The following is a 26,381-nucleotide window of genomic DNA, read 5'->3' on the forward strand; positions in this document are numbered from 1 at the left end:
AGGACTGAGACGCGAGGGTATACTCTTCTGTGCAAACTGATTGCAGAGGGTTTCAAAAACACAGGGATACTAAATCGACTCTCAACGAAGGTCGGGAGCAATTAGCTTTTCTTGCTGCTGCGATTTCCAACGAACATCATTCCAATCACCAGCAACAAGGCAGACGTCGGTTCAGGAACGGATGTGGCAACTGCGGTGGACGCGGTTGTACCGTAGTTGTCTTGGAACAGCTGCAAATCGCCAGGTGTAGCTCCATTGGTCGACTCGCCTCGCTGCCAAGTCAGGAAATCGGCTCCATCGACATCACCTTCGCCAGTGAAGTCGCCTGGGATACCCGCCGTGGCGGCGATGACATCCAGTCGGTAGTCAGGTGCCACAAAGTTTGTGAAATCCCAAGCAAAGCCAGGAGGTGGCGCTATGTTGTCCGTCGACACAGTCGGCTCTATGAGGCCCGAGGCTCGAATAAGTGTAAACTTCTGGCCAATCGCAAGAGGTGGAGCGTTGGTGAAATCTAGTTCGACCGTCCCGCCTGACAGGTCGAGATCGGCATTGTTTTTCACGTCGAAATAGGCTGCTTCACCGTTAGGAAAGACCGGGAAAACAACTTTGCCGCTGTCGGATAAAGTAAATTCGGTATGCAGGCCCGGAGGAGCCACCCAGGGACTGACATTCAGTATCGTGCGGTCGAAGTCAGGCCCGCCCCCGCCAGGAGTTTGCAGGCCATCGCCCACAATGAAACTGCCGCCGGTGACATTGACTATCGGGCCCCGAAGATCGTCGATGCCGGTCATCGAACCGCCAGAGACGTTGATCGTAGCACGCCGATCGCCAGCGCCGACGTAAGATCTGTCATCAATCCGTAACCCATCACTGACCGACCCATTCCCGATGAACTTGCCCCCAGTGACGTCGATCGTACTCCCCTCAAACATTGCGATGTCAACGAAGGCTCCCTTGCCGACCGTGAGTTCGCCTCCAGAGACCTTCAACTTGTTGAGGCCGGTGGCAGAAGTACCCACGTTACTAATGTTGCCGCTGATTTTTGTTCGATTGATTCTGGACGTGCCGCCAGAAATTTCGAACAAACCATTATCAGCGTTGATTTGAGTCAGACCACCACCCGCAGCGAAGTCGGTGTCTCCACCAGTCTGATTGTACGTTGCTACGCCAAAGTTATCTCGGCCCACTTCAAGATTTCCGTGTACCTGGAAAGTAGAGGACCCAGTGCCAAGGACATTGAACGTGGTCGAGTTGGTCTGGACCGCGATGCCAGCATATCTGGCAATCTGCAAATAATTAATCTGGTTCTTTGTTCCGAGGCCCAAGCCAGCCTCTCCATCGAGATTGATCACCACGTCATCCGAGGGATCGATCACGCTACCGGAAAATGATCCACCGAGTATCACCGCATGGTCAGATGACGAGGTGCCAGGAGGATTAAAATAAAATTCGCCACTAGCGCCGCGCCATTCGGCCGAGTTCCAGTCGACGGGGGAGTCGTTGTTCGGTATGTATTTGTTCTGACCCAACGCCTGGGAACTGCAAAGCACAGCCAGGCACGCGATAGACAATAACCCTAAGACAGTTTTTTTCATCCCTCTACTCCTCCGATGGTTTACTTTAAGCTGTTGAATGGCGATCTCGAATGCCACGAAGATAAGCGTCTAATAGGCAATTAACCGGCAGACTGGCTTGAATGTAGCCTCTCCGATGAGATAGTTAACCTTCCTAATAATGTCTATCTTCTTCTGACATGCACTTCTTGTCAAGCGATTTATCATAGGATTCCTACTTTCTTCACTTTTGCACCCAGACCGCAATCCCCTGCCTTTGTAAGTTGCGATCCAGAATCTTCAGGTGATTAAGAGAGCTGCATGCACGTAGTCTCGGATTCCGTGAATGGTATCCGGAGGAGGGGGAAGTGGTTTACTGAGGTCGATGATGAGTTTTTACTCACTGGAATCAGCTCATTTGCTACTCTGAATCTTCGTTATGGAAGTAGTACGTACGCGACTATCGTCGGCCCCGAACTACGAAACGATCGCCAGTAAGGCAGTGCCGGAACCTTCTAGCGTCGTGTTATTGGGAGCTGCAAGTTTGGTGGGACTAGGGCGTAGACGACGGCGGGGATAGCGTACGCCATCAACGAGCATCTTGCGTGGTTGCCTCTCGGTACATCAATTCTTTCAGTGCATTGAGCATGTCGTATTGAAAGCTGTCGTAGTTGGCGAGCACCACAAGTAGCGCATCGTCGTTAGGGAACCACCAGAGTTTTGAGGTGTAGCCTCGCACAGTGCCGCCATGCCCAATGCAGCGGCAACCTTCTGAAAAAGAAAAGACCTCCCAACCGCAGCCGCAGGACTCCTGATTAGGTTTGAAGAGTTTTTTCCGTGTGTCCGAAGAGAGAACGTCGTCGGTTTGCAAAGCGTCGATCCACTTGGACAGCTCGACGTCGTTGGTAACAACCCCCCATGCCTTTGTACTCGTACCCAAAACTCTTGGACGGCGGGTAAGGATCGACGAGTGGCGTGCGACCAGCAGTCTCATTTCGCCTATAGCCCAACGCGATTCGGCGACCGAGACGTTCGAGGTTCGGGTCATGATTCGCCTGTTGGATGTCGCCTATGCGGGCAGCGAAGCGACACTCACCTTCACTGATCCGATCGACCCGGCGAGTGTGACTCACGACTCGATTCGCGTGATGGGCAGCCAGTCGGGACTACTCAACGACGACACGGCCAATTCTGTAGTGAATGGACCAACTTGTTACTGTCCCGCTGCGTTCGCGCGGCTTCGCCGGGGAAAAGCTAACGCTGATTCTCAAGGCAGACCGCGAAGAAATGACTCGATCAGGGGTTTGGAGTCAACGTTCCAATCCGATCTACGAGCCCGAGATTGAAACACATGTCGTGCCGGTGACCGGCGGCACAGGCAATTGGATTCGGACAGACCAAACGTATCTGACTGCACTCCGCACAGTCGGTGTTATCGACCGCAACGGAGCCCTGGACCTGATCGGCAATCGCGATTACCGAACACTGCGTTAGCCCACGACTTACGGACAGTGGCGGGCCAGATCTTCTACTACGCCGCTGATGCCGGGGCGTCTTCGGCAAGACTAAACGTCAGAAGGGCAACCCGTCGTAGCTCCAACCCGTAAGATTCTTGGGTGGCAATACAATCACTCTTCATCACAACGTTTTGAGCTCGCTAGAAAGACAGTTTTCACAACGCGGATTTGCAATAGGGGACATCCGCAGCAGCGTCGGCCTCAACGTATCAGCCGACGACTGGTTTGTCGGCACCTGCTTTTCGATTCGCTTCCATTAGTTTCGTCGAAGGCAGCCAGCTTGCTAAAGCGTGCTGCGGGGTAGAGATCGCTTGTGGCGAGATACACCTTTTCGAGTTGGAATCTTTCCTGCTTCGAGCTCTTGGCCGATGTGTCTGCAGGCGATTGGCAACGTGCGGTTGCGGCATCACCACCGCCGCCATCCCGGAACTGCGCACGGCTTGTTCCGGCCTAAGTGGCGCATAAAAAACAACCAGCCGGATGAGCGGCTGGTTGTTTTTAATGTTTATCGCGAGCCAGGAACTCAGGCCTTGGCTTGCTTGTTCTTGCGGTAATAGTTCGCACCCAAGACGCTGCAGACCAACCCGCCGAACAGGAAGGCCGAAGGCTCAGGAACTGCGGTGATTGTTAGATTATCCCAATGGATGTCGTAATCAACACCGTCGGTCGTATTGTGACCTTGCAAAATGACGTTATCGATTTCAACCGACCCAAGCGAAGGAACAGAGCCTGTGATGTCGCCCACTGAATAATTGATAGTCGACCCCGCTAGGCTTGCATCCAAGGTGTACCAAGCGTCGTACACGAAGCCACTAGGAAGCCCAATTTCGGACCATCCTGATCCACTATCCCACACCTGAAACCTAGGGCCCGAACCATCGCTTGCGAACTCGATGATCGGATAGTCGGCGATGGTATTGGAACCATCCACGCCAGTTCCCCAGAGTCCAGCCATGCGGCGGCCGGTAGTCGCCCAGTCGGACGGGATGTACAAGTCGATGCTCAGGCCACCGGTGCCCGCGGGCAAATCGTACTTGCGGCCTTGGGTGTTGTAGAATGCGCTTGAAAAACTGGCTGGCCTATTGTCAACACCGTCTGCAGCAGAAATCGAATGAAGTAAGCGATTGTCACCATCGAAGGAAACGGGAGAGGTAAATGCGGCAGGAGCATATCGATCGGTATACCAAACGTCAGGGGCTTGAGTAGAGCCGGTAGTAACTGCCGAGTCAAAAGTCTCGGGCACACCGAAGGTCAACACAGCGTGGGATTGTGATGGACACAGTACTAACGCCAAGCAACAAATAAGTAGTTTTTTCATCAGATACCCACCAATTAGAAATGGAAACGTTCTGCAGATAGCCGCAAGTCTATACGCTTTTCACCAAAGGTCAACCTTTTCCAGACGGGATTGTCAGGATAATTGGAAAGGATGGGGAGTATAAAGAGTTCGGGCTGGGTCAGGTCTCGAACCGGGTAGGTGGGGGGTTTGCCGCAAGATCTGAATTGGCAAGGATTTACGGCTACGTCAGGTGTCGCTGCTGGCCCCCATCGAGCTTTGCGACAATTAGTCAATTCACCGAAGCCGCTACCAAGCTATATTGCTCTTCGCTAAAGCGTTTGCAGAGTTGGTGTGACGAGGAAGATTGACCACATCGCGGTGCAAGCACTGCGGCTAAATGTGAGACGTTTGTGCATCACCAACCTCTGAGAACGCTTAGCAATACCATTTTAGCTCGGCTGAGGTGTACCTTCCGATTTTGAATCTACCCATTCCCTTGATTTGCAGCCTCCGCTGATGCTTAACTCCTTGTCGATTCTGCCGCTCCCGATGTTAGCGCTTGAACTCACCCCTGCCGTGGAGCTCGCTAGCGTCTTGGCCCTGGGGATTGCCGCCCAGTGGGTTGCCTGGAAACTTCGCCTGCCGGCGATTGTGCTGCTGCTGGTGTTTGGCGTGGCGCTCGGGCGGTTCTTGCCGGCTGAGGAACTGGGGGCCAGTCAAGATTTGTTCTTTGCGATGGTGTCGCTCGCGGTGGGTGTGATTCTATTTGAGGGCGGTCTGAGTCTCGACTTTCGGGAAATCCACGGTACCAAAGGTGTGGTCGCGCGGCTGGTTTCCATTGGGCTGGTGATCACGTGGCTCTCAACGGCGGCGGCGGCTTACTACTTGGGTATTTTTTCCTTGCCGATGTCCGTGCTCCTAGGGGCGCTGCTCACGGTAAGCGGGCCGACAGTGGTGCTTCCGCTACTGAGACATGTGCAACCGGTGCGGCGGATTGGTTCGCTCGCCAAGTGGGAAGGCATAGTGAACGACCCCATCGGCGCTGTGCTGGCAGCGCTGGTGTTTGAAGTGGTTCTGCATCAAGCAGAACAGGGTGACCTTGCCACGGGCGAAGTGCTCACAAACTTGGGGCTCACGATTCTGTGTGGCGTAGCGTTGGCAGGCCTAGGGGCGTGGTTCTTGTGGGAAATCCTACGGCGCTATCTCGTGCCCGACTACTTACAGAACCCGTTCATCCTGGCGTTCGTGATGCTGTTGTTCGCTGTGTCGAACCAACTCATGCACGAGTCGGGCTTGGTAACGGTGACGCTCATGGGCGTGATCCTCGCTAACCAGCGCAAGGTAGAACTACGGCACGTGGTGGAGTTCAAAGAAAACCTGCGAGTGTTACTGATCAGCATGCTGTTCATCGTGCTGGCCTCGCGACTGGAAGTGAACATGGCCACGCTGGAGAAGCTCGGTTGGGGAAGCATCGGCCTGGTACTGGTGATCATTATGGTGATCCGCCCGGTGGCGGTGTTCTTCTCCACACTGGGGAGTAGTTTGAGCTGGAACGAGCGAGCGTTTCTCGCCTGGATTCATCCGCGGGGAATTGTGGCTGCGGCGGTGAGTTCGCTGCTAGCACTGCAAATTAAGCTGAGCCTGGAAGAGCATCACCCGGAGTCCACACTCTTGGCCGAAGCGGAAAAGTTCGAGCTGGTGACATTTCTAGTGATCATGGCATCGGTCACGATCTACGGGCTGACGCTCGCGCCACTGGCGCGCTGGTTGGGCTTGTCGGGGCAGAACCCGCAGGGCGTGTTGTTTGCCGGGGCGTCGCGACCGGCGCGGGAAATCGCGATTGCGATTCAGCAAGAAGGTTTCCCCGTGCTGCTGGTTGATACGAATCCCAAAAACAATTCATCCGCCCGCATGAAGGGCCTACCGGTGACACACGCGAGCATTGGCAGCGAGTTTGTGCAGGAAGAGATCGACCTAGGCGGCATCGGCCGACTACTGGCGATGACCCCGAACGACGAGGTGAACACACTGGCGGTGCAAGGTTTTACCGAGCGATTTGGACGCGCGGAAGTGTACCAACTGGCTTCGCCAGAGGCACGCAGCGAAAAGACGGAAACCGTCACGGCGTATCGGCGTGGGCGCACGCTGTTTGATATTCCAACCACACTTGCGGAGTTGGAAGCACGCTTCGAAGCCGGCGCAAAGATCAAGAAGACCATGCTCAGCGAGGACTTCGACTACGACGACTTCTTAGCAGAGCATGGCAACTCTGCATTAGTGCTGTTCCGCGTGGAAGATGGCAAACGGTTAATCGTGGCGACCGACGAACAGGAGGCGGTGCCGAAGGCGGGGCAGAAGATTATCGCGTTGATCGATGAAGACAAGTCGGTCATTTCTCGCGAAGCATCGACGACAACGATCAGCGACAAGAGTGGGGACTCAAGTATTTCCGCGGGGCTTTAGCTCGAGTCGCTTGCGGCTTAGCAGCGCCCGGAAGAAATGCCTGAGAGACAATGTGAGGGAAAAGCAGTCACTGGCCCGGGGTGCTTAAGCACCCCAGCCACTCCCCACGTAAGGCGTGGCTCGCGGGCTACTTGCTTATTCGCCAAGCAATCGAGTACGGCTCACTAGCCTCAAACAATTCCTCACTCGTTGCGTAATTTGCAACGGGCACGGTGATCGCTTTGGTTGTGAGCTCAATTTCTGGCGATTCAAAGTTCCAGGGCTTGGCGGTGAAATGCGAGTCGGTCACTCTAGTGAACTTCGTTTCCTCTGCATGTTCGGGGAGCAGCGCAAATTGCTGCTCCTCGGCCAAGATCGCTTTGCACATCCACAGGCTTAAGGCGTCGAAGGCGGGAAGCCAAGCTTCTAGCTCTGCGAGTGATGACTTCCTAACATTCGTCGTGGCAAGAATCTGCACTTCCGAGATTTCCTCCAGCCAGTCCCGGGTTACGTCATCTGGTGGTGAGTCTTCAGAATGGGCAAGCAACTGCTTGAAATGCTCCGCCACTAGGTAGGCAGCAACGAAAGAAGAGTCGTGAGCAAGCATGCGCTGCACAGATCGCTCCCAGATGATGAGCGACTGCTTGTTTTCTAACTCTAAGAACGAGAGCGGCCGGCCCTGCGAATCAAGCTCGGGCGATGCGTCCCACTCGCGCCAGCCATCGTCGTGGTGGTGGATCGCCTTGAGCAGAGAATTTCGGTAGGACTCACCGGGCGGCGAGGCCGCAAGTGGTTGATATGCTTCAGCCAATTCGCCACTCAGTCGGGCGTGCTCCGTCTGGGGGATGAGCAACCAGTGGGGTGAACCATCAGGGGCGGTGATTTCGCGGCGGAGCATGTTTCTATCATTTCTTTCGAGTTGGCTACAAGTACTAACCACAACGACTGATCTGCGCAGTAAAAAACCGGCGAGGGGAGCTCGCCGGTTCTTCGATAGTAGGTACAAGGCTGCAGCTGCTAAGCCGCAAGCGGCTACACAGCAGCGTAAAAGCTGCTGAACTTGTCGATCGACACGGGCTTGATCTTGCCTGCGTTGCCGGCCTGGCCGAAGGCGGTCATGCGGGCGACGCAAACTTCCTTCATTGCAGCACGGGCCGGTTTCAGGTAATCGCGCGGATCGAACTTCGAGGGGTCCGTAGCCAACACTTTGCGAATGGCACCGGTAATTGCTAGGCGGTTGTCGGTATCGACGTTCACTTTGCGAACGCCACTCTTGATGCCGCGCTGGATCTCTTCGACTGGCACGCCCCAGGTTTGCTTCAACTCACCACCAAACTCGTTGATGATGTCCTGCAGTTCTTGCGGCACGCTACTGCTGCCATGCATGACAAGGTGACAGTTAGGCAGACGCTTGTGAATCTCTTCGATACGTTTCATATCGAGCACATCGCCGTCCGGCTTGCGAGTGAACTTGTACGCACCGTGGCTGGTGCCGATGGCGACGGCTAAAGCATCGACGTCTGTTTCAGCCACAAAGCGTTCGGCTTCATCGGGATCGGTCAGTAGCTGATCGTGTGATAGCTTGCCGACAGCACCGTGTCCATCTTCGGCTTCGCCTTCGCCGCTTTCGAGCGAGCCCAAGCAACCGAGTTCGCCTTCGACCGATACGCCTTGCGAGTGGGCGCTCTCGACGACCTCTTTGGTGACTTTCACGTTGTACTCGAAGTCGGCGGGCGTTTTGCCATCTTCCTGGAGCGAGCCGTCCATCATGACACTGGTAAAGCCGTTGTCGATCGCACTTTGGCAAGTCGCTGGGCTGTTGCCGTGGTCTTGGTGCATGACGATGGGGATGTTCGGGTAGAGTTCCGAAGCGGCCAGCATCAAGTGACGCAGGTAGTTATCTTGCGAGTAGGAGCGGGCACCGCGCGACGCCTGAATGATCACAGGGGAGTCAGTCTCTTCGGCAGCTTCCATGATCGACTGGATCTGCTCCATGTTGTTCACATTGAATGCGGCCAAGCCGTAATCGTTCTCAGCGGCGTGATCCAGCAACAATCTCATCGGGACTAAAGGCATCGTGGGATTTCCTTCTTGGGGGGCTATTGGCTGTTGACTATTTGTTTTTATGTGAGGAACTAGTTTACCAAAAAGACGGGCCGGCGCTGAGGGGGCGAAAACCGGGGAGAATGGGCGATTTACTCTACCCACCGGGCAAAGTATGCGGCAGCTCGGCCATCCTCGGCTGTGCTCTTGTAGGGTATTGTCGAGTGGAGCGAGGCGTACCGAACCCTTGTTCATGGTACGCCTCGCTCCACTCGACGGTACCCCACGACCGATTTTTTCGAGGCACCGATCTACTTGTCTGCAAGACTATTTCTCTGCAAGGATTTCGCTTGGCGGGACTTGGAGCAGACGCACCAGGATGAGCTTGCTTTGCGGGGTGCCGGAGGTTTCCGCTACGTGGAAGGCGTGGCCGAGGCTGCTGCCGGCGTCGGGGAGGCAGCCGAGGACAAGGATTTCGCCGGGTGTGAGTTCGGCGGCGATGCGGAGGTCGGCGAAGGACTCACGCTCGCGCGAGGCGGTCATCAGGAAGATGCCTTTGTCCGAACCGATGCGCCGCTGGCGCAGCTCGCCGTGATGCAACTCGGGAGTGACGCTAAGACTTACACGCTGGTGCGGTTGTGCTCTCGCTTTGAGCGAGTAGACGGCTTCGACTTCGCGGAACTCGTTGCCGTTGAGTCCATCGTCGTCGCTCACCAGAATATGCAGGGAGTTGCGCACTTCCGACGCGGTGATCGGCATTTGCTCGTGCTTGCTGAGGCGTTCGATCCGACGAGTGACGCGCGGCTGAGCCGTCAGACTGGTGATGACTTTCTCGCCGGCAAGGTCGGTGGAAGCGCTTGCCTGCTGGTCGGCGGGTTGGCCGACCAATTCCAGCAGATCGGTGAGTTCACCAGGCAATGGCGCGCCGACCGTGCCAACGCGCAAACCATTGGCGGTGAGGCGGCGGCGTGTGGCGGCATCGACTTGCTGTTCGTCAACGCGCGACCACAGTTGTTGCACGTCGTCTTCAAGTTCCACAGGTATACGTACGTGGAACACTTCCAGCGTGACGCTTTCCGGCGTGGACTTGATCGGCTGGAGGAGCGTTTCCAGTGCTTCGTCTGGAGGGGCGAGAAACGTCTGGCAGCCAGCGAGGGTGATGCAAAGCACGACGAGAACCCAGTAGCGGACATTCAGCAGCATCGGGAATTGTCGGGGCATGAAGGAGCTACTGGGTGGATTGCCATTTCTCGTGGTATCGTTACGCCGACCTTGTTCGGCGCGAAGCTCGCGGATCGTAGGTTTTTGGCGAATCGCGAGCAATGGCAGCGGAGCGGTGCTAGCAATCGTTCTTGAAGGCGCAATTACCCGACTGCTTACGCATGTCGGCTCGGGAGAAAGGTAGTAATCCCATCCCGTAGCCCACGCCTTTGGCATGGGATGCGTCCTCGGTTTGGTGCCACCTATCAAATACACCTATCACGTACCAACCCATCCCACGGCAGAGCCATGGGCTACGTGGGGTGACTAAGCGGGAATCAGCTTCGGTGCGGGCCAGTGGCGGCCGTGGATGCGACCGAATTCGGCGGCTAGCTCGGTGAATTCGCGTTCGAGGAATTCGTAAAGCGTGTGCGGTGGATCGGCAGCGAGCCACTGCTGGGCGAAGCGATCCATGAGGGCATCGTACTCGCGTTGCGAGTTGCCGTGCGCGTAGTTGCGACCTGGGTGGCGGCGGAGGTCGCCGTCGAAAGCGGGGCCGATGTGCCAGAGTTCATGTAATAACGTCGAGAGCTTTTCTTCGAGCGAGGTATTCAAGAACCGGGGCAAGTAGATGCTGAGGATGTACAGGTACTCTTCGCCCTGTGAATCGCAAACGGTCTGCACGAGGTAGCGCCGCCCGCGGGTGCGTTTCTCGCGACTGCCCCCCTCAAAGCGCAACGGTGTGAGCGAAGCATAGATGCCGTGCGACACATTGCGGCGTGCCTGCACAATACTGATGGCAACGCGATCGAAGTCGATGTGCGAGAACTCTGGCAGCCTGGCGATCATGTCGCGGCAGACGCTTTCGATGGCGGCTGAGAAGTCGAAGCCGGGGAGATCGGCTCCTGGTGCTCGGCTTATCTTAGTATTCGCGCTCTTGGTATTCGTGCGATTAGTGCGGCGATTTTTAGTTGGCAAGCGTGTCCCCTCCTTGGAGCAACCTTAGGCTGAGTACTACAACAAGGTCGCATTGTAGCTTGAAAGCGCCGAGCATTGGTACAGCGATGCGACCACTACTCCGACTCGGCTTGCCTAGGCGGTCTGATGCCTGGCGGTTTACCGAACGCTGGCACATCTGGCGACCCGGTGAGCCTGGCAGAAATGGTGCAACGCTGAGCACCCATAGAAAAGGCGAGCCAGGAATTGCTTCCGGGCTCGCCTTTGAATGTTCTTGCGTTGACGTAGTCGGCTCTACTTTGACTCTTCCTCAGCGGCAGCTTCTTCGCTGGCAACCTCTTCCGTGGGGGCTTCGTCTTCAGCGGGTGCTTCCGATGTGGCTTCTTCCTCAGCGGGTGCCGCTTCTTCGGCCGGTGCTTCGTCGTCGAAGGCTGGCTTTTCGCTCTTCTGGACTACGCGGTCGCGTACGCCAACGAACTCAAGGATGGCACGCGTGGCATTGTCGCCGAGGCGGGGGGTCGCCAGGCGAACGATGCGGGTGTAACCGCCGGGACGGTCCATGAAACGGCCGGCAACTTCTTCAAACAGCACGGTGACGGCGTTCTTGTCGCCGAGCAGTTGCAAGCAGCGACGGCGAGCGGCTACGGCCGGTGCCATCGCCTGGTTCCATTGAGTCCACTTGTCGCTAGAGCGCCACGACTTGTACTGGTCGCTGCCCTGGTCGGCACCCGTGCCGTGTTCTTCAGCAGCTTTAGCAGCGACTAGACCACGGCGGGCGATGGTGATGCATTTTTCAACCAGCGGGCGAACTTCTTTCGCCTTGCTAATCGTGGTGATGATCCGACCCTTGACTAGCGGCTCGGACTCCAGCTTGATGTAGCGAATGTCATCGACGTCGCGTTCAGTGAGAAACAGGTTGCTGGCCAAGCTACGCAACAGTGCGCGTTGATGCTTGGGATTGCGGCCGAGCTTGCGGCCTTTTCGACGATGACGCATGGCTTATTCTTCCTAAGTTTCTTACTCAATCGCTTCGCAAGCGAGGCGGCTAAATATCAATGTGGCTATGAAATCAATCGGGTGTGCATCACACGCTGGAGGCAGCAGGGACTCGCATGCCTAGGTGCAGGTTGAGCTCACGCATTTTTTGTTGCACTTCAGTCAGAGTCGTCTCGCCAAAGTTGCGAACCTCCAGCAATTGGTCTTCCGTAAGGGCGACCAAATCGCGGACGGTGAGAATGTTTTCGCTTTCCAAGCAGTTGCTGGCTCGGACGGAAAGATTCATGTCGGCAAGCGTCATGTTTAGCTTTGCGTCCAGGGCGGCATCGCCACCACCAGGGCTGCCGCTGCGGGCTGCCGAGTGAACTTGCGAGCCGAGTTCGCTGTACTGGACGAACGGTGCGAGATGCTTGCGGAGAATCTTCGACGCCTCGACGAGGCCCATTTCTGGAGAGACCGAACCGTCGGTCCAGATCTCCAGGGTGAGCTTGTCATAGTTCGTCTTTTGACCCACACGAGTTTCCTCGACATCGTATCGCACACGGGTGACGGGGCTGAAGACGGCATCGATCGGGATGATGCCGATTTCCTGCCCACCTTCGCCATGCTCGCCGGAGGAAACATAGCCACGGCCATTCTCGACGACCATTTCAATAACGAAAGGTACGTCCTCTGTGAGCGTGGCGATCACAAGGTCTTTGTTGATGACTTCGACCGATTCATCTGTTTCGATGTCAGCGGCAGTAACATCACCGGCGGTGTTGCGCTCCACACGAAGCACTTTGGTCGAGTCGCTATGGTTTTTCACGACCAACGACTTGATGTTCAAGACAATGTCAGTGCAATCCTGCAGCACGCCAGGGATCGTGGTGAATTCATGTTGGGCGTTGTGCACCTTAATTTGCGTAACGGCACTGCCTTCGAGACTGGAAAGCAGAATGCGACGCAAGCCATTACCGATGGTTGTGCCGAAGCCGCGCTCAAAAGGTTCTGCATAGAAGCGACCGTAGTTGGCGGTGAGCGTACTTGCGTCGCAAACCACTTGACTAGGAAGTTCGAGTCCACGCCAGCGAATATGCATAGGAAATCTCCGTGGGATAGTGACTAGCTTGGGCAACTAGCGACTAGATTGTGTTGGCTTATAGGGGGGAGTCTCGGGTGCACGTTAACCCTGCTGGGCAAGCCAGCAGTGGCACCCGTAGGTGTCTTATCGCGAGCAAGGCTCGCTGGTTCTTAGCGCGAGCAAAGCTCGACGATCAGTTGTGTTTCGATGGGGATGGATACGTCTTCGGCGGCGGGGAGGCGGCCAATGATGCCTTCGGGGACGCCTTCGGTGGTGACCGACAGGAAGTCGGGCACGTCGACAGCGCCTTCGGAAATAATGCTGCGAGCCAGATCGAGGCTCTTGGCACGATTCTTCACGCGAACGATATCACCCACGCGTACCTGACAGCTTGCGACGTCCGTACGAACTCCGTTGACGGTCACGTGGCCGTGATTAACTAGCTGACGCGCTTGACTACGACTGATGCCGAAGCCCATGCGATGCACGACGTTGTCCAAGCGGCGTTCCAACAGGCTCATGAGCGTATCGCCCGTGTTGCCCTTGGCCCGCTCTGCCTGAGCGAAGTACTTGCGGAATTGACGCTCGAGCACGCCATAGTAATGCTTCACCTTTTGCTTTTCACGCAGGTGAATGCCGTAGTCGGTTTGCTTGTTCCGACGGTAGTTCTGTTGCCCTGGTGGTTGCTCGCGTCGTTCGATCGCACACTTCGGCGTATCGCAGCGAGTACCTTTGAGGAAGAGCTTCATCCCGTCGCGACGGCAAAGGCGACAAACAGGTCCGGTGTATCGTGCCATAATTTCGTACTGCTTCGTAACTGCAAAGTATCTTTGGAATTGAAAAGCCAACGACCCAGTGCCAAACAGCCCGGGGCCAATAGCTAACAGCTTTTAGTTAGACGCGACGCTTCTTGCGAGCGCGGCAACCGTTGTGTGGTAGGGGAGTAACGTCCTCGATGGACTTCACTTTGAGTCCGGCTGCTTCGAGGGCGGTAATGGCGCTTTCGCGACCACTACCAGGACCCTTTACGCGAACTTCGACATCTTTGACGCCGTACTTGCGAGCCTTCTCAGCCGCTTGTTGGGCGGCCATTTGACCGGCGAAGGGTGTGCTCTTGCGACTTCCCTTGAAGCCACTCGTACCCGAGCTGGCCCAACAGAGCGTGTCGCCCTTGGTGTCGGTGATGGTGACCATGGTATTATTGAACGTCGCGATGATGTGCGCTACGCCAACGGTCACATTGCGACGCGCCTTCTTGGCTTTCGATTTGGTTTTTTGCTTGGCCAACTTACTGAACTCCTAGTGAATCTTTCAAAAAACACCGAGCAAGCCCGGTGGCTAAATGCGTTACCTGCTTAGCGAAGGTCTTTAACGCCCTTTTTGCCGGCAACGGTTTTCTTAGGACCTTTGCGAGTGCGGGCGTTGGTCTTGGTGCGCTGACCGCGAACCGGCAGGCCACGACGGTGACGCATGCCGCGGTAACTGGCAATGTCGCGTAGTCGTGATATGTTTTGACTCACCTGACGACGCAGCTGACCCTCGACGGTGTAATCTTTGTCGAGCAGTGCGGCAATGCGAGCGACTTCATCTTCTTGCAGGTCGCGAGCGCGGGCCTGCGGATTGACGCCGGCCTTGTGGCACAGCTCACGTGCAGTCTTCTCGCCTACGCCGTAAAGGTAGGTGAGCGAGATGATCGTAGGGCGATCGGCTGGAATGTCTACGCCAAGCAAACGTGGCATGTGGGGTTACTCCGGTATCTGAATCGAAAACTTGTGTTGTTTGGGGGGACTTCTTTGACAAGATCAGCTAAGCCGCGAGCGGCAAAAAGTTTAACCTTGGCGTTGCTTGTGACGTGGGTTCGAACAGACGACACGCACCACACCGCGGCGACGCACGACTTTGCACTTATCGCAAATGCGTTTCACACTAGCGCGGACTTTCATGGTTTCTCTCCTGCACGGTCTGTTTTACCAAATGCCATATGCCCGAGCTGGGATGCTCAAACGGGGATGGCCAATTCTGGCGGGGATACCTACTGGCTTCGACGAGTTTAGTCGAAACGTACCAATATAGTGGTCTGACGGGCAATCTTTCAAGGGCTTCAAGTTATGTATATCTGCTATCTTGTCATTCAGAGAAGAACGCCCCAGGCCTGGGTGTATTCAAGCATTCTCCGGGCCTTGCTGAGGGGTGGTTCCTCAATTCACGGCCAACTCTTCTAGTTCTGCGGGTGTGGGGGCTCGGGTAAGTAGTTCGGGGCCGTTCTCTGTGATGGCGATTGTATGCTCGAAATGAGCGCTCGGCTTGCCGTCGGCAGTGACCTGCGTCCAGTAGTCTTTCATCATTTTCACGCGTTTGGTGCCCATGTTGACCATCGGCTCCACAGCAATCACGAGTCCTTCTTCGATCAGAAAATCGCCGCTGCCTTTAAGTCCGCGTCCTGCGAAGTTGGGCACTTGAGGGTCCTCGTGCATGTCGCGGCCGATACCGTGACCGACAAAGCACTCGACGGTACTGAATCCATGATCTCGCACATACTTGGCCATCTCGCGAGCGATGGAGCTCCAGCGATTTTTCACGGCCAGCAGTTCGATTGCCAGGTTCAAGGTGCCGAGCGTTACGTCGAGCAGTTTTTGTACAGGAGGACTGATTTCGCCAATAGCATGCGTGACGGCCGCGTCGCCGCACCAACCGTCGAGCCGGCAGCCGGTATCGATGCTGACGATGTCGCCCTCGACCAACGGGCGATCATCGGGAATGCCGTGGACAACCGCCTCGTTGACACTCATGCAAGTGACCGCGGGAAACGGCGGCTTGGTTTTGACGGTATTGGGGTAGTTCTTGAAGAGTGGAGTGGCACCCAGTGCAGCGAAGTGGGCTTCGATCTCGCGATCGATTGCTTTGGTGGTTGCGCCGGGGCCGATCATTTCAGCCGCGATCTGGTGCGCACGCCAAACGGCAAGCCCGGCACGGCGCATTTTTGTAAGTTCGCGTTTTGATTTGAGTTCGGCCATCTTTGATTCCTACCTAATGTCATCCCGACCGAGCGACAGCGGCGGAGAAATAACAGGTATTGTTACTTCTTGATTCTCTGGTTCTCAACCACGGTGACGATGCGCTCGAAGACTTCCTCGGGGGAGTCGTGGCCGTCGATCACATGGAGCACGTCGCGTTGCTGGTAATAGTCTAGCAAAGGTTTTGTGAGGTCATTGTACTGTTGGAGTCGCTTTTTAATGACATCCAGGGTGTCGTCGTCGCGGCCCCGCTCGACCAAACGCCTGAGCAGGAGACCGTATTCCACGCGAATTTCCATCGCCAGGTTGAGCGGCATGCCATGCTCGGCAAGCATTTCATCGAGGTTTTCGGCCTGCGCGACGGTGCGGGGGAATCCATCCAGCACATAGCCATTTTGGCAGTCCTCTTCTTCAAGCCGCTCGACAAGGATTTCCTGTACGAGGTCGTCCGGCACAAGGCGGCCGGTTTGCATGAACTCGTCGGCCTGCTTACCGATGGGCGTTCCCAGGCGGCACGCTTCACGGAGCAAATCCCCCGTGGAGAGGTGCGGGATGCTAAGCCGCTCGGCTAGTCGAACCGATTGGGTTCCTTTGCCGGCTCCGGGAGGTCCTATGAAAACGATCCGCATAACTTGTGTCTTGCTGCGCCGGCGACCGCGGCAAGTGCGCGATCAGCGCACCACGGGGCAACCGAGTTCGGTAGACGGCAAGCCGCCTTAGGATTCCAGCAATCCTTTGTAGTTCCGCATGACCAAGTGACTGTCAATTTTTTGTACAAGGTCAAACGCCACGCTCACAGCAATCAGCAATCCGGTGCCGCCGTAGAAACTAGCCACCAAGGGTGAAACACCCACCGAGGCAGAGATCAGCGTGGGGATGATGGCCACTAAGGCTAAGAAGCCGGCACCCACATACGTGATACGGAACATCACTTTTTCCAAATAATCGGCCGTCCGCTTACCCGGACGATAACCGGGAATGAACGAACCGTAGTTCTTCAAGTTGTCTGAAACGTCTTTCGGATTGAACGTGATAGCGGTCCAAAAGAAGCAGAAGAAGTAAATCAGCGCGATGTAAGCCAGCACGTAGAGATACGAATTCTGCTGGAATGAATCAGCGAGGGTCCGCATGACCGCACCAAAGGTGCTATCGGGATCCTCGGAAAGCCTGCCCAACGAAGCGAACAGAATGCCGGGAATCATCATCAGGCTACTAGCGAAAATGATCGGCATAACGCCAGCCTGGTTAACTTTAAGCGGCAAGTACTGACGGGCACCGCCGAAGACTTTGCGTCCTCGCACGTGCTTGGCACTTTGCATCGGAATTCGTCGCTGGCCGAGCGTGATATACACCACCCCGACTACCACCGCTAAGAACATGGTAGCAAGCAGGATGAGTTGCTCGATGCCGTACTGACCGCGCCCCCCTTCGAGTGACAGAGAAGCGTTGCCAATAAGCTCTGCACCAGCGGCGGGCATAGCCGCGAGGATGCCGGCCATGATCAACAGGCTGATGCCGTTGCCAATGCCGAACTCGTCGATCTGCTCGCCGATCCACATGAGGAACACGGTTCCTGCGGTCATCGTGAGCACGCTGATAATAATCCAACTGAACGGCAAGCCTCCGTCGATGAGATATTCTTCTTTCACCAGGCGCTGCGGAATCACGAAGGCGGTGATGTAGAGATAGCTTTGGATCAAGCAAATTGCCACGGTCGCATAGCGCGTATATTCGTTGATTTTCTTACGTCCCGCTTCGCCCTCCTTCTGAAGTGCTTCGAGCGGCGGATAAACGCTGCCCATCAGCTGGAAGATAATCGAGGCGGAGATATAAGGCATAATCCCAAGACCAAAGATGGTGACCTGGGTGAGTTGGCTTGCCGATAGCATGGCGACTTGCTGGAAAGCTTTCGCTAGTCCGCCACCATCTTTACCGAAGGCTTCAATGGCTGTGGGATCGACGATCGGCAGTGGGACTTGAAAGCCCAGGCGATAGACGGCCAACAGGCCGAGCGTAAGAAGGATTTTCTTGCGTAGTTCGGTAATCTGCCAAACAACGCGGAGCTTTTCCCACATGACAAGTATCCTACCTAGTTTGTGAAATCAGCTGGGGGGAGTGTTTGTCTGCTTGCTGTTATTCCGAAGGGAGGCAAAGCCACCCCTCCCCGGCCGCTACCGCGTCCGACCCTCCCTGGAGGAGGAGGGTGATTTCATTCCGATAATAGTGTCTCTAATCCAACAACCGCGAGCCCATGCAACCCTCCCTTTGGGAGGGTCGGACGTTGTACGGCCGTGGAGGGCTACTAAGCCTTGGCGGCCGCGGCCTTCTTGGCTTCCTTCTTCTCTCTCTTCTTGACTTCAACCGGCACCTTAGTGGCGAGCGTGATCATTTCCGCGCCTGCCTTTTCGATTTTTTCTGCGGCGCTTTTGCTGAAGCGATGGGCTTGGATGGTGACCTTCTTAGTCAATTCCCCGTCGCCGAGTATTTTGAGGATGTCGAACCGGCCGCGGGCCAAGTTCTTAGCGGCCAGGGCACGGAGCGAGACTTCCTCGCCCGCTTCGAAATTCTCGTTGATCTGGCCAACATTGACCACAGCAACTTTCAGTGCCCATTGGTTATTGAAGCCACGCTTGGGAACGCGGCGAACCAGCGGCATGGCACCGCCCTGGAACGTGGGCTTGCGAGAATGGCCCGAGCGCGAACCCTGTCCATTGTGGCCGCGGCCCGAGGTCTTGCCGTGCCCAGAGCCTGGGCCCCGACCAATGCGTCTACGTTTTTTGTGACCGCGTATGCCGCGGTGGACGTCACTTAAATTCATGAGAGGTTCACTCCACGGAGGCGTTCAACCTCGTGTTTGGGCCTGAGTTGCTGAAGCCCCGCGATGGTGGCTTTCACCAGCGAGACAGGATTGTTTGAGCCGAAGCTTTTGGTCAGGATGTCGTGAATGCCTGCTGCTTCGCAAACGGCACGCACAGCGGCGCCGGCGATTACACCGGTACCAGGACCGGCGGGTACGAGCACCACTCGGGCGGCACCGAACTCGCCAATGACTTGATGCGGGATGGTGGACTCATCCATCGGGATTTCCACTTGGCTACGCATTCCCTCTTTGACCGCCTTTTCGACGCTCGGAGGAACTTCGTTGGCTTTGCCGTAACCCCAGCCGACCTTACCCTTGCCGTTACCAACCACCACCATGGCGGCAAAGCTAAAGCGCCGACCACCTTTCACGACGGCAGCGCAACGCTTGATCTTGACGACCTTCTCGATAAGTTCGCCGCGTTGCTTTTCTTCGTCTGACTTCTGAGGGCGACGACGACGCTTGCCGCCTTTGCCGTCAGGCTTACCGCCTGGCTTGCCAGCGTTTCTTGAATTCGAACTTGTGGGGGCGCCTGTGGACACGGGCGATACTCCGGATTTGAGCTTTGTAAGATCCGCTGGGCGGACCAAAGGTGATAGGTTCGTCTGTCTTGAATTGTTAATTGATCGTGCGGGCTGGTCCGCATCGTTTGGTCCGCACAGCGGACCCTACGTACTTTCTTAAAACTCCAACCCGGCTTCACGAGCGGCTTCAGCGAGGGCAGCTACTCGACCGTGGAACTTGGCGGCTCCGCGATCGAAGCGAACTAGCTTCACGCCGGCATCGGCGGCGCGTTGGGCGATCACCTTGCCGACTTCTTCCGCAGCAGCGACGTTGCCGCCGTACTTGATGCTCGACAGGCCTTTGTCAGCCGTCGAGGCGGAAACGAGCGTCTTGCCCTGTTCGTCGTCGATGATCTGAGCGCTGATGTTCTTGTGGCTGCGTGTGACGCACAAACGGGGACGCGTGGCGTCGCCGCGTAGACGCTTGCGGACGCGGAACGTGCGTCGCTGTCGCTGCTTGCCAATGGCTTTTGCGTGTTTCATGTGATTTTGCTTTCAAGACAACATCGGGATGATGTTGGTTAACTTACTTAGCTGTCTTACCGGCCTTGCGGCGGACTTGTTCGCCTTCGTAGCGGACGCCTTTGCCCTTGTAAGGTTCTGGCTTGCGGACGGCACGAACTTCGGCGGCGAACTGGCCGACTTTTTGCTTATCGGTTCCTTTGACCACGACATGTGTTTGGTCGGGGCAACTGACGTCCAGTTCCTTAGGAATCTTCTTGTGAATCTCGTTGGCAAAGCCAACGCGAAGTTGCAGGGTGTCTCCCTGAATCGCGGCCAGGTAACCAACGCCGTGGATTTCGAGCTTCTTCTCGTAACCGTTAGTAACACCTTCAACCATGTTAGCAATCAAGGCGCGAGTCAAACCGTGCAGGGCACGTCCTTCGCGATCGTCTTTGTGTCGAGAGACGACGATTTCCTTGGCGTCGTCGTCGACCTTCACTTCCACTTCGGGACGATAGTCGAACGAAAGCTTACCGAGCTTGCCTTCGACATCCACGCTATTGCCAGCGACGTTCACTTTGACGCCATCAACAATCGGGATAGGTTTTTTTCCAATACGGGACATTTTTTTTGGGGCCTTTGGCTATTGGCTGTTAGCTCTTGGCTGATGCGGTGGTTACGTTACTTAATGATTCAACAAGCTAGTAGCTCACTACTAATAGCTCACTACTCGCCTACCATAGTTCGCAGAGGACTTCGCCACCGAGTTTCTTTTGACGTGCTTCGCGGTCGCTAATCACGCCTCGGCTGGAGCTAATGATCGAGATACCCAACCCGTTGAGGATGGGACGCAAGTCGTTCGCTCGGCTGTAAACACGTCGGCCCGGTGAGCTTACGCGTTTGATGTGGCGGATCACGCGTTCGCCGTTGGGGCCATACTTTAGGTCGATTCGTAGGTCTTTCACCGGGCGGCCATCAATGGCTTCCTCGGTCCAGTCCCAGATGTAGCCTTCGCGCTTGAGCACTTCGGCAACGCCACGCTTGACCTTGGAGAGTGGCATCGCCACCTCAGGTTTTTCTACGCTTACAGCATTGCGTATGCGGGTGAGCATGTCGGCGATCGGGTCGGTCATCATTGCGGGTTCATTCCCCTACGTAGGGACGCTTGGTTGAATGTGAATCGTTGTTTTGGTTGTTTCTTTGCTACCGGCCGACTCTTTGCGTCGGAGTAGTTCTGACTATGTCTACCAACTGGCTTTTTTCACGCCGGGGATCAAACCCTTGTCAGCGAGACTGCGGAAGCAAATGCGGCAGATGCCGAACTTGCGATACACGGCACGGGGACGACCGCAGAGCTGGCAACGCGACTCGCGACGCGAAGAATACTTGGGCTCTCGGTTGGCCTTTGCGATTTTTGATTTACTCGCCACGGGGAATCCTCAGGTTTCAAGTTTGTGGAATGCTACGGAGGGCATTCCCTACATTTATTGATTACGTTGCGGTTTCGGGAGTTTGGAAAGGCATGCCGAAGCCGCGGAGTAGTTCTCGTGATTCGTCGTCGGATCCGCCGGTGCAGCAAATGGCAATGTTCATGCCCTGCGGGCGGACGTACTTGTCTGGGTTGAGCTCGGGAAACACCAACTGTTCGGTCAGCCCCAAGCTGTAGTTGCCGTTGCCATCGAAGGCGGTGGGCTTCAGGCCGCGAAAGTCGCGAACACGAGGCAGTACCAACGAGATCAAGCGATCGAGAAATTCGTACATCCGTGGTCCGCGGAGCGTGACCTTGCAGCCGATGGCTTGGCCTTCGCGAAGCTTGAATCCGGCTACACTCTGGCGAGCTTTGCAGATCTGCGGCTTTTGGCCGGTGATCTCGGTCATTGCGGAGACGGCTTCTTCAAGGTGCTTTTTATCGCTAATCGCCGAACCAACGCCCATGCTCACCACGATCTTATCGACCTTGGGCAAGTCCAAACGATTCTTGCGGCCGAGCTTCTCCTGGAGAGCTGGAAGCACTTGCTTGTCAAATTGTTCTTGTAGTCTGGGAGTCATGGTTTAGCTCGTAGGGTCCGCTGTGCGGACCACAGAATTTGAATCCTGGTAGGTTTTACTCATCGGTCCGCATAGCGGACCCTACACTACTTCTTGGCATACTTGGCTTTGGCGGGTGCGATGTCGCCGGCGGACGCGTCGCAGCTTTTGCAGAAGCGTTCTTTCGCACCGTCGTCGGTATAGCGGGCACCCAGGCGGGTCTTCTTGCCGCAGCTTTCGCAAACGTAGGCAAGGTTGGACAACTGGATAGGCATCTCTTTGCTGAGCCGACCACCCTGAGGGTGCTTCTGGCTCCGACGGACATGCTTGTACACGCGTGCGACGTTCTCGACGAGCGCTTTGCCCGTCTCGCGGTCGACCTGGATCACGCGACTTTGCGTTCCCCGGTCAGCGCCGGTAATTACTTGGACGGTGTCACCTGTTCTTATGAGCATTGCTAAACTACCTCGCTCGCGAGACTAACGATCTTCATGAAGCGTCGCTCGCGTAATTCACGGGCCACGGCACCAAAGATGCGCGTGCCACGGGGGTTGTTGTCTTTGTCGATCAGTACGATCGCATTGCTGTCGAATCGTACGTAGCTACCATCGGCACGTCGCGTGGGGGCTTTTGTCCGCACGATGACGCCACGAATGACGGCCTTCTTCTTCACTTCGCTGCCTGGGATAACGCTCTTTACGCTGCAGACGATCACGTCGCCAATCTGGGCAAAGCGGCGTTTGCTACCCCCGAGGACCTTGATGCACATGACTTCCTTGGCACCAGTGTTGTCCGCGACTGCGAGGCGGGATTGCATTTGAATCATGGATGAACTCGGTACTATTTTTGACGTTTCTTATCGGCACAGAGTATGACTTCTGGCAGCAAGCGTAACGGCTAGTCTTCTGTAGTGGTTGTTTCTTCAGCGGAAGCTTCCGTTGCAGGTGCTTCAGCAACGGGCTCGGGCTTGTTGGTTTTGTGGTCTTTCTCGCGAGCTTCATCGATCTCAGCGACGCGGGCTTCTTCCAGCTTGGCGGCGGCACGCATCGCGGTGATATCGACCGCTTGGCTCTTCGAGACAACGCGGACTAAATCCCAACGCTTGGTCTTGCTGCGCGGTGGGCATTCAATGATATCGACGGTGTCGCCAAGGCCGGACTCGTTCTCTTCGTCATGCACGTAGCATACGGTCTTGCCGTGAATGAACTTGCCGTACTTGGGGTGACGCGTGAGTCGCTTGATTTCGACGCGACGTGTTTTGTCGCACTTATCGCTCATCACGACGCCGGTGAGTTGTTTCTTAGGCATGCTGGATTCTTGGGTCTGGGGCTCTTGGCTGCTGTGCTCTTGCCTTGCGGAGAGCCGCTTGCGTTAACTTGCGGAGGCTGCTGCTTCCTTGGTTTGTTTCTGCTGTCTCTCGGTTTGAATTGTCTTAACGCGGGCGATCAGACGACGCTGACGACGCAACTCGCTGGGAGCGTCAAGCTTTTCGGTTTGTGACTGCACACGCAGGCGAAACAAGTTTTCGGCAGCTTCTTTGAGGGTTAGCTCAAGCTGCTCGTCGCTCATGTCGCGTAGTTCTTTGTTATGGACCATTTTTTTCTACCGTTGGTATCTCTACCGTTGTTCAACCGACGGCTGACGCCTGTCGGCCAGGGAACAGTACTTAGTTTCTCTTAACCATACGAACACGGACGGGCATCTTGTGGGCTAGTCGGGCGAAGCAAACCTTGGCCGCCGCTTCGCTCACACCGCTTAGTTCGTACAACATCGAGCCGGGCCGCACGACGGCCGCCCAGTAATCGGGTTCTCCCTTACCTTTACCCATGCGGGTTTCCAGCGGGATGGAAGTAATTGACTTGTGTGGAAAGATGCGAATGTACAACTTTCCTTCGCCACGGATGTATTGCTGGGCAGCGATACGGCCTGCTTCGATCGTTGCGGCGCTAATCCATCCGCCCTCCATCGACTGGAGACCGAAATCGCCGAAGACAACCGTGTTGCCGCGGGATGCGCTACCTCTTATACGACCTCTTTGGCTTTTTCTGTGTTTGACCCTCTTGGGCATCAGCGCCATCGGCTTGGTCCTCGAACATACCTTGGTTGATCCATACTTGAATACCAATATGGCCCTGTGCCGTCTTGGCTTCGACAATACCGTAATCGATCTTTGCTCGCAAAGTGCTGAGCGGAATCGACCCGGAAATCTGCTTCTCTCGGCGAGCCATTTCGGCACCGCCGAGTCGACCTGCTAATTGAATCTTGATGCCTTTGGCACCCGCCTCCATGGTTTGTTCCATGGCACGCTTCATCGTGCGGCGGAAGCCGGCTCGTTTGACGAGCTGCTCGGCAATATCTTCGGCCACCAGTTGAGCTTGCAGCTCAGGGCGACCCACCTCTTCAATTTTGATGTTGATGCGACGACCCACCAGGGCTTGCAGCTCGTCCTGCAGTTGCTCGACCTCGGTACCTTTGCGGCCGATGATCACACCCGGGCGGGCGGCGTACAGGATAACCTTCACTTCGTCGCGTGTCCGTTCGATCTCCACCTTCGGGATGCCGGCAAACTTGTACTTCGCGTGAACGTACTTGCGAATCTTTTGATCTTCGATCAGCAGCTCAGCGAAGTCCTTCTTCGAAGCATACCAGCGGCTCTTCCAGTCGAGCATAACGCCCGTGCGGAAACCAATTGGATTGACTTTTTGACCCATAGTTTTGGGGCTGTTGGCTGTTGGCGTTGACTGTTGGCTGGAGGTGACTCCGGCCAATAGCTGAATGGCCAATGGCTAATAGCTTTTCCTATTCAATGGCGATGTGGATGTGTGCGAAACGTTTCTTAATAATGTGTGCCATGCCGCGGGCGCGGGGGCGAACTCTCTTGAACATGGGGCCGCCGTCGATGCGGGCTTCAGTAACTCGCAGACCGGCGATATTTGGGGCTCGCAGGTCTTCCGCATTGCCGAGGGCACTCTTGAGAACCTTCTCAAGCATGCGTGCACCGCGCTGTGGCTGAAACTTCAGGATCGCCAGAGCGTCATCGACTCGCTGTCCGCGAATTAATGTGGCAAGCGGGCGTACCTTGGTAGCGCTGATGCGGGCGTGTTTGTGGTGTGCTGTGTAGGCCATGATTCACTATTTTCAACTGCTGGGTTTAGCTGCTGGGCTTTTGGGCTGCAGGCTATTTCTTGCCCTTGCCGCCGTGTCCACGGAAATTGCGTGTCGGTGAGAACTCGCCAAGCTTGTGGCCGACCATGTCCTCAGTGACTGAGACTTTCAAATGTTGTTTACCGTTGTGGACCATGAACGTGTGGCCGACGAACTCAGGAACAATCGTGCAAGCACGTGCCCAAGTAGTAATCGGCTCTTTCAAGCCCGTATCGTTTTGCTTCTCTACCTTGAGGTAGAGCTTCAAATCGACGTAAGGTCCTTTTTTAAGTGATCGTCCCATGTTTTGGCTCTTAGCTGTTAGCTCTTGGCCATTGGCTTTTCAACTGCCGGCCAACAGCCAACAGACAACAGCCAATAGCTATTTAATTAGTTTCTGTGTGCCGTAACGTCGACTGCGACGGCGGCGGATAATGGCTTGGTTGGATGCTTTGCGACGCTCGCGTGTCGATCCGCCCTTGGCACTCTTGCCGCCGGGGCTTACTGGGTGACGGCCACCCTTCGTGCGACCCTCGCCACCACCGTGCGGATGATCGACAGGGTTCATGGCGGTACCACGAACGTGTGGGCGACGGCCCATCCAGCGACTGCGACCCGCTTTACCGAGCACAATCATCGAGTGATCGCCATTGCCAGTCGAACCAATGGTGGCGCGACATGCGGAAGGAATACGACGAATTTCGCCACTGGGAAGTGAAATCTGTGCCCAGTCTGCTTCACGAGCCATCAGCGTGGCACTGGTGCCAGCTCCGCGACACAGAACGCCGCCGTTGCCCGGGCGAAGCTCAACGCAGTGAATCTCTGTAGCCAGGGGAATCTTCGAAAGCGGCAAGCAATTGCCCAATTCGGCTGGTGCTTCAGGACCACTGCTGACCTGGTCGCCTGCCTTCAAACCGGCAGGGGCGATAATGTAACGCTTCTCTCCGTCGGCATAATGCAACAAGGCAATGCGGGCCGAGCGATTGGGATCGTATTGAATGGAATCAACCTTCGCGGAGATACCGTCCTTGTTGCGACGGAAGTCTACGACGCGATAACGCTGCTTGTGACCACCACCGCGATGCCGTGAGGTAATCTTGCCCTGGTTATTGCGTCCGCCGGTTTTCGTCTTGGGGCGCAGAAGGCTCTTCTCTGGCTTGGCCCCAGGAGTCAAGTCCGCGAAGTCGCTCACTGAGGCGCCACGGCGGCCAGGAGTTGTCGGCTTGTATTTTCTAATACCCATGATGGTGTCTTTTTTAAAACTGGGGCTTTTAGCTA

At 56.0% G+C, this 26,381-nt stretch carries 35 protein-coding genes; 3 read left to right on the plus strand and 32 right to left on the minus strand.

What is annotated here, in order from left to right; all coding sequences use genetic code 11:
- Positions 1-101: 101 nt before the first annotated feature.
- Complete coding sequence (locus HG15A2_RS22930) at positions 102-1,595, minus strand: PEP-CTERM sorting domain-containing protein (protein WP_145063674.1); 1,494 nt, start codon at positions 1,593-1,595, stop codon at positions 102-104.
- Between the two features lie 397 nt (positions 1,596-1,992).
- Between HG15A2_RS22930 and HG15A2_RS25250 the strand changes: the two genes are divergently transcribed.
- Positions 1,993-2,133, plus strand: coding sequence for a PEP-CTERM sorting domain-containing protein (locus HG15A2_RS25250; RefSeq protein WP_145063675.1), 141 nt, complete (start codon positions 1,993-1,995; stop codon positions 2,131-2,133).
- A gap of 9 nt (positions 2,134-2,142) precedes the next feature.
- On the opposite strand, the gene HG15A2_RS22940 is transcribed toward HG15A2_RS25250, so the two are convergent.
- Positions 2,143-2,601: a serine hydrolase domain-containing protein gene (locus HG15A2_RS22940; protein ID WP_145063676.1), complete on the minus strand. Its 459-nt coding sequence runs from the start codon at positions 2,599-2,601 to the stop codon at positions 2,143-2,145.
- A 152-nt stretch (positions 2,602-2,753) separates the two neighbouring features.
- Between HG15A2_RS22940 and HG15A2_RS22945 the strand changes: the two genes are divergently transcribed.
- Positions 2,754-3,047 carry a hypothetical protein gene (locus HG15A2_RS22945; RefSeq protein WP_145063677.1) on the plus strand — a complete coding sequence of 98 codons (294 nt, stop codon included), beginning with the start codon at positions 2,754-2,756 and terminating at the stop codon, positions 3,045-3,047.
- 546 nt (positions 3,048-3,593) lie between these two features.
- On the opposite strand, the gene HG15A2_RS22950 is transcribed toward HG15A2_RS22945, so the two are convergent.
- Positions 3,594-4,388 carry a hypothetical protein gene (locus tag HG15A2_RS22950; RefSeq protein WP_145063678.1) on the minus strand — a complete coding sequence of 265 codons (795 nt, stop codon included), beginning with the start codon at positions 4,386-4,388 and terminating at the stop codon, positions 3,594-3,596.
- A 510-nt stretch (positions 4,389-4,898) separates the two neighbouring features.
- Here HG15A2_RS22950 and HG15A2_RS22955 point away from each other — a divergent pair.
- A complete protein-coding gene (locus HG15A2_RS22955) occupies positions 4,899-6,812 on the plus strand; it encodes a cation:proton antiporter (RefSeq protein ID WP_145063680.1) in 1,914 nt (637 codons plus the stop codon).
- 127 nt (positions 6,813-6,939) lie between these two features.
- On the opposite strand, the gene HG15A2_RS22960 is transcribed toward HG15A2_RS22955, so the two are convergent.
- From HG15A2_RS22960 to rplB, 29 genes are all read right to left on the minus strand, one after another.
- Positions 6,940-7,689: a DUF3891 family protein gene (locus HG15A2_RS22960; protein WP_145063681.1), complete on the minus strand. Its 750-nt coding sequence runs from the start codon at positions 7,687-7,689 to the stop codon at positions 6,940-6,942.
- Between the two features lie 134 nt (positions 7,690-7,823).
- Positions 7,824-8,867 carry a class II fructose-bisphosphate aldolase gene (gene fba, locus HG15A2_RS22965; RefSeq protein WP_145063682.1) on the minus strand — a complete coding sequence of 348 codons (1,044 nt, stop codon included), beginning with the start codon at positions 8,865-8,867 and terminating at the stop codon, positions 7,824-7,826.
- Between the two features lie 294 nt (positions 8,868-9,161).
- Positions 9,162-10,271, minus strand: coding sequence for a hypothetical protein (locus tag HG15A2_RS22970; protein ID WP_145063683.1), 1,110 nt, complete (start codon positions 10,269-10,271; stop codon positions 9,162-9,164).
- A 90-nt stretch (positions 10,272-10,361) separates the two neighbouring features.
- Positions 10,362-11,012, minus strand: coding sequence for a putative metallopeptidase (locus HG15A2_RS22975; RefSeq protein ID WP_246117836.1), 651 nt, complete (start codon positions 11,010-11,012; stop codon positions 10,362-10,364).
- Between the two features lie 273 nt (positions 11,013-11,285).
- Positions 11,286-11,987 (minus strand): bL17 family ribosomal protein, encoded by a 702-nt coding sequence (locus HG15A2_RS22980; protein ID WP_145063684.1) that lies wholly within the window; start codon positions 11,985-11,987, stop codon positions 11,286-11,288.
- Between the two features lie 88 nt (positions 11,988-12,075).
- Complete coding sequence (locus HG15A2_RS22985) at positions 12,076-13,068, minus strand: DNA-directed RNA polymerase subunit alpha (RefSeq protein WP_145063686.1); 993 nt, start codon at positions 13,066-13,068, stop codon at positions 12,076-12,078.
- 152 nt (positions 13,069-13,220) lie between these two features.
- Positions 13,221-13,847, minus strand: a complete 627-nt coding sequence (rpsD, locus tag HG15A2_RS22990; protein WP_145063688.1) for a 30S ribosomal protein S4 — start codon at positions 13,845-13,847, stop codon at positions 13,221-13,223.
- A gap of 97 nt (positions 13,848-13,944) precedes the next feature.
- Positions 13,945-14,337 (minus strand): 30S ribosomal protein S11, encoded by a 393-nt coding sequence (gene rpsK / locus HG15A2_RS22995; protein WP_145063690.1) that lies wholly within the window; start codon positions 14,335-14,337, stop codon positions 13,945-13,947.
- 68 nt (positions 14,338-14,405) lie between these two features.
- Complete coding sequence (gene rpsM, locus HG15A2_RS23000; protein WP_145063691.1) at positions 14,406-14,789, minus strand: 30S ribosomal protein S13; 384 nt, start codon at positions 14,787-14,789, stop codon at positions 14,406-14,408.
- Between the two features lie 90 nt (positions 14,790-14,879).
- Positions 14,880-14,993 carry a 50S ribosomal protein L36 gene (gene rpmJ, locus HG15A2_RS23005; RefSeq protein ID WP_145063692.1) on the minus strand — a complete coding sequence of 38 codons (114 nt, stop codon included), beginning with the start codon at positions 14,991-14,993 and terminating at the stop codon, positions 14,880-14,882.
- 255 nt (positions 14,994-15,248) lie between these two features.
- Positions 15,249-16,064, minus strand: a complete 816-nt coding sequence (gene map / locus HG15A2_RS23010; RefSeq protein ID WP_145063693.1) for a type I methionyl aminopeptidase — start codon at positions 16,062-16,064, stop codon at positions 15,249-15,251.
- Positions 16,065-16,126: 62 nt separating this feature from the next.
- A complete protein-coding gene (locus HG15A2_RS23015) occupies positions 16,127-16,693 on the minus strand; it encodes an adenylate kinase (protein WP_145063695.1) in 567 nt (188 codons plus the stop codon).
- 87 nt (positions 16,694-16,780) lie between these two features.
- Positions 16,781-18,139 (minus strand): preprotein translocase subunit SecY, encoded by a 1,359-nt coding sequence (secY, locus tag HG15A2_RS23020; RefSeq protein WP_145063696.1) that lies wholly within the window; start codon positions 18,137-18,139, stop codon positions 16,781-16,783.
- 227 nt (positions 18,140-18,366) lie between these two features.
- Entirely contained in the window at positions 18,367-18,882 is a 516-nt protein-coding gene (gene rplO, locus HG15A2_RS23025) for a 50S ribosomal protein L15 (protein ID WP_145063698.1), read from the minus strand.
- The gene (gene rpsE, locus HG15A2_RS23030; protein WP_246117988.1) at positions 18,879-19,334 is read right to left on the minus strand and encodes a 30S ribosomal protein S5; all 456 of its coding nucleotides are present in this window, start codon (positions 19,332-19,334) and stop codon (positions 18,879-18,881) included. Before rpsE ends, rplO begins: the two co-directional genes overlap by 4 nt.
- Before the next feature lie 270 nt (positions 19,335-19,604).
- Complete coding sequence (rplR, locus tag HG15A2_RS23035; protein WP_145063700.1) at positions 19,605-19,970, minus strand: 50S ribosomal protein L18; 366 nt, start codon at positions 19,968-19,970, stop codon at positions 19,605-19,607.
- Between the two features lie 43 nt (positions 19,971-20,013).
- Complete coding sequence (gene rplF / locus HG15A2_RS23040; protein ID WP_145063701.1) at positions 20,014-20,556, minus strand: 50S ribosomal protein L6; 543 nt, start codon at positions 20,554-20,556, stop codon at positions 20,014-20,016.
- 109 nt (positions 20,557-20,665) lie between these two features.
- Positions 20,666-21,067 (minus strand): 30S ribosomal protein S8, encoded by a 402-nt coding sequence (gene rpsH / locus HG15A2_RS23045; RefSeq protein WP_145063703.1) that lies wholly within the window; start codon positions 21,065-21,067, stop codon positions 20,666-20,668.
- A gap of 108 nt (positions 21,068-21,175) precedes the next feature.
- Positions 21,176-21,361, minus strand: a complete 186-nt coding sequence (locus HG15A2_RS23050) for a type Z 30S ribosomal protein S14 (protein ID WP_145063704.1) — start codon at positions 21,359-21,361, stop codon at positions 21,176-21,178.
- A 61-nt stretch (positions 21,362-21,422) separates the two neighbouring features.
- Positions 21,423-21,980 (minus strand): 50S ribosomal protein L5, encoded by a 558-nt coding sequence (rplE, locus tag HG15A2_RS23055; RefSeq protein ID WP_145063705.1) that lies wholly within the window; start codon positions 21,978-21,980, stop codon positions 21,423-21,425.
- An 86-nt stretch (positions 21,981-22,066) separates the two neighbouring features.
- Positions 22,067-22,414 carry a 50S ribosomal protein L24 gene (rplX, locus tag HG15A2_RS23060; RefSeq protein WP_145063706.1) on the minus strand — a complete coding sequence of 116 codons (348 nt, stop codon included), beginning with the start codon at positions 22,412-22,414 and terminating at the stop codon, positions 22,067-22,069.
- 2 nt (positions 22,415-22,416) lie between these two features.
- Positions 22,417-22,785: a 50S ribosomal protein L14 gene (gene rplN / locus HG15A2_RS23065; RefSeq protein WP_145063707.1), complete on the minus strand. Its 369-nt coding sequence runs from the start codon at positions 22,783-22,785 to the stop codon at positions 22,417-22,419.
- A 71-nt stretch (positions 22,786-22,856) separates the two neighbouring features.
- Positions 22,857-23,267 (minus strand): 30S ribosomal protein S17, encoded by a 411-nt coding sequence (rpsQ, locus tag HG15A2_RS25255; RefSeq protein WP_145063708.1) that lies wholly within the window; start codon positions 23,265-23,267, stop codon positions 22,857-22,859.
- A 63-nt stretch (positions 23,268-23,330) separates the two neighbouring features.
- Positions 23,331-23,555, minus strand: a complete 225-nt coding sequence (rpmC, locus tag HG15A2_RS23075) for a 50S ribosomal protein L29 (RefSeq protein ID WP_145063709.1) — start codon at positions 23,553-23,555, stop codon at positions 23,331-23,333.
- A 70-nt stretch (positions 23,556-23,625) separates the two neighbouring features.
- Positions 23,626-24,027: a 50S ribosomal protein L16 gene (rplP, locus tag HG15A2_RS23080; RefSeq protein ID WP_449186260.1), complete on the minus strand. Its 402-nt coding sequence runs from the start codon at positions 24,025-24,027 to the stop codon at positions 23,626-23,628.
- Complete coding sequence (gene rpsC, locus HG15A2_RS23085; RefSeq protein ID WP_145063712.1) at positions 23,975-24,670, minus strand: 30S ribosomal protein S3; 696 nt, start codon at positions 24,668-24,670, stop codon at positions 23,975-23,977. Before rpsC ends, rplP begins: the two co-directional genes overlap by 53 nt.
- Before the next feature lie 88 nt (positions 24,671-24,758).
- Positions 24,759-25,085, minus strand: coding sequence for a 50S ribosomal protein L22 (rplV, locus tag HG15A2_RS23090; protein ID WP_145063713.1), 327 nt, complete (start codon positions 25,083-25,085; stop codon positions 24,759-24,761).
- Positions 25,086-25,137: 52 nt separating this feature from the next.
- Entirely contained in the window at positions 25,138-25,407 is a 270-nt protein-coding gene (gene rpsS / locus HG15A2_RS23095) for a 30S ribosomal protein S19 (RefSeq protein ID WP_145063714.1), read from the minus strand.
- Positions 25,408-25,485: 78 nt separating this feature from the next.
- The gene (gene rplB / locus HG15A2_RS23100) at positions 25,486-26,346 is read right to left on the minus strand and encodes a 50S ribosomal protein L2 (RefSeq protein WP_145063716.1); all 861 of its coding nucleotides are present in this window, start codon (positions 26,344-26,346) and stop codon (positions 25,486-25,488) included.
- Positions 26,347-26,381: the final 35 nt, after the last annotated feature.

It is taken from the genome of Adhaeretor mobilis (genome assembly GCF_007741515.1).
Lineage (GTDB): Bacteria > Planctomycetota > Planctomycetia > Pirellulales > Lacipirellulaceae > Adhaeretor > Adhaeretor mobilis.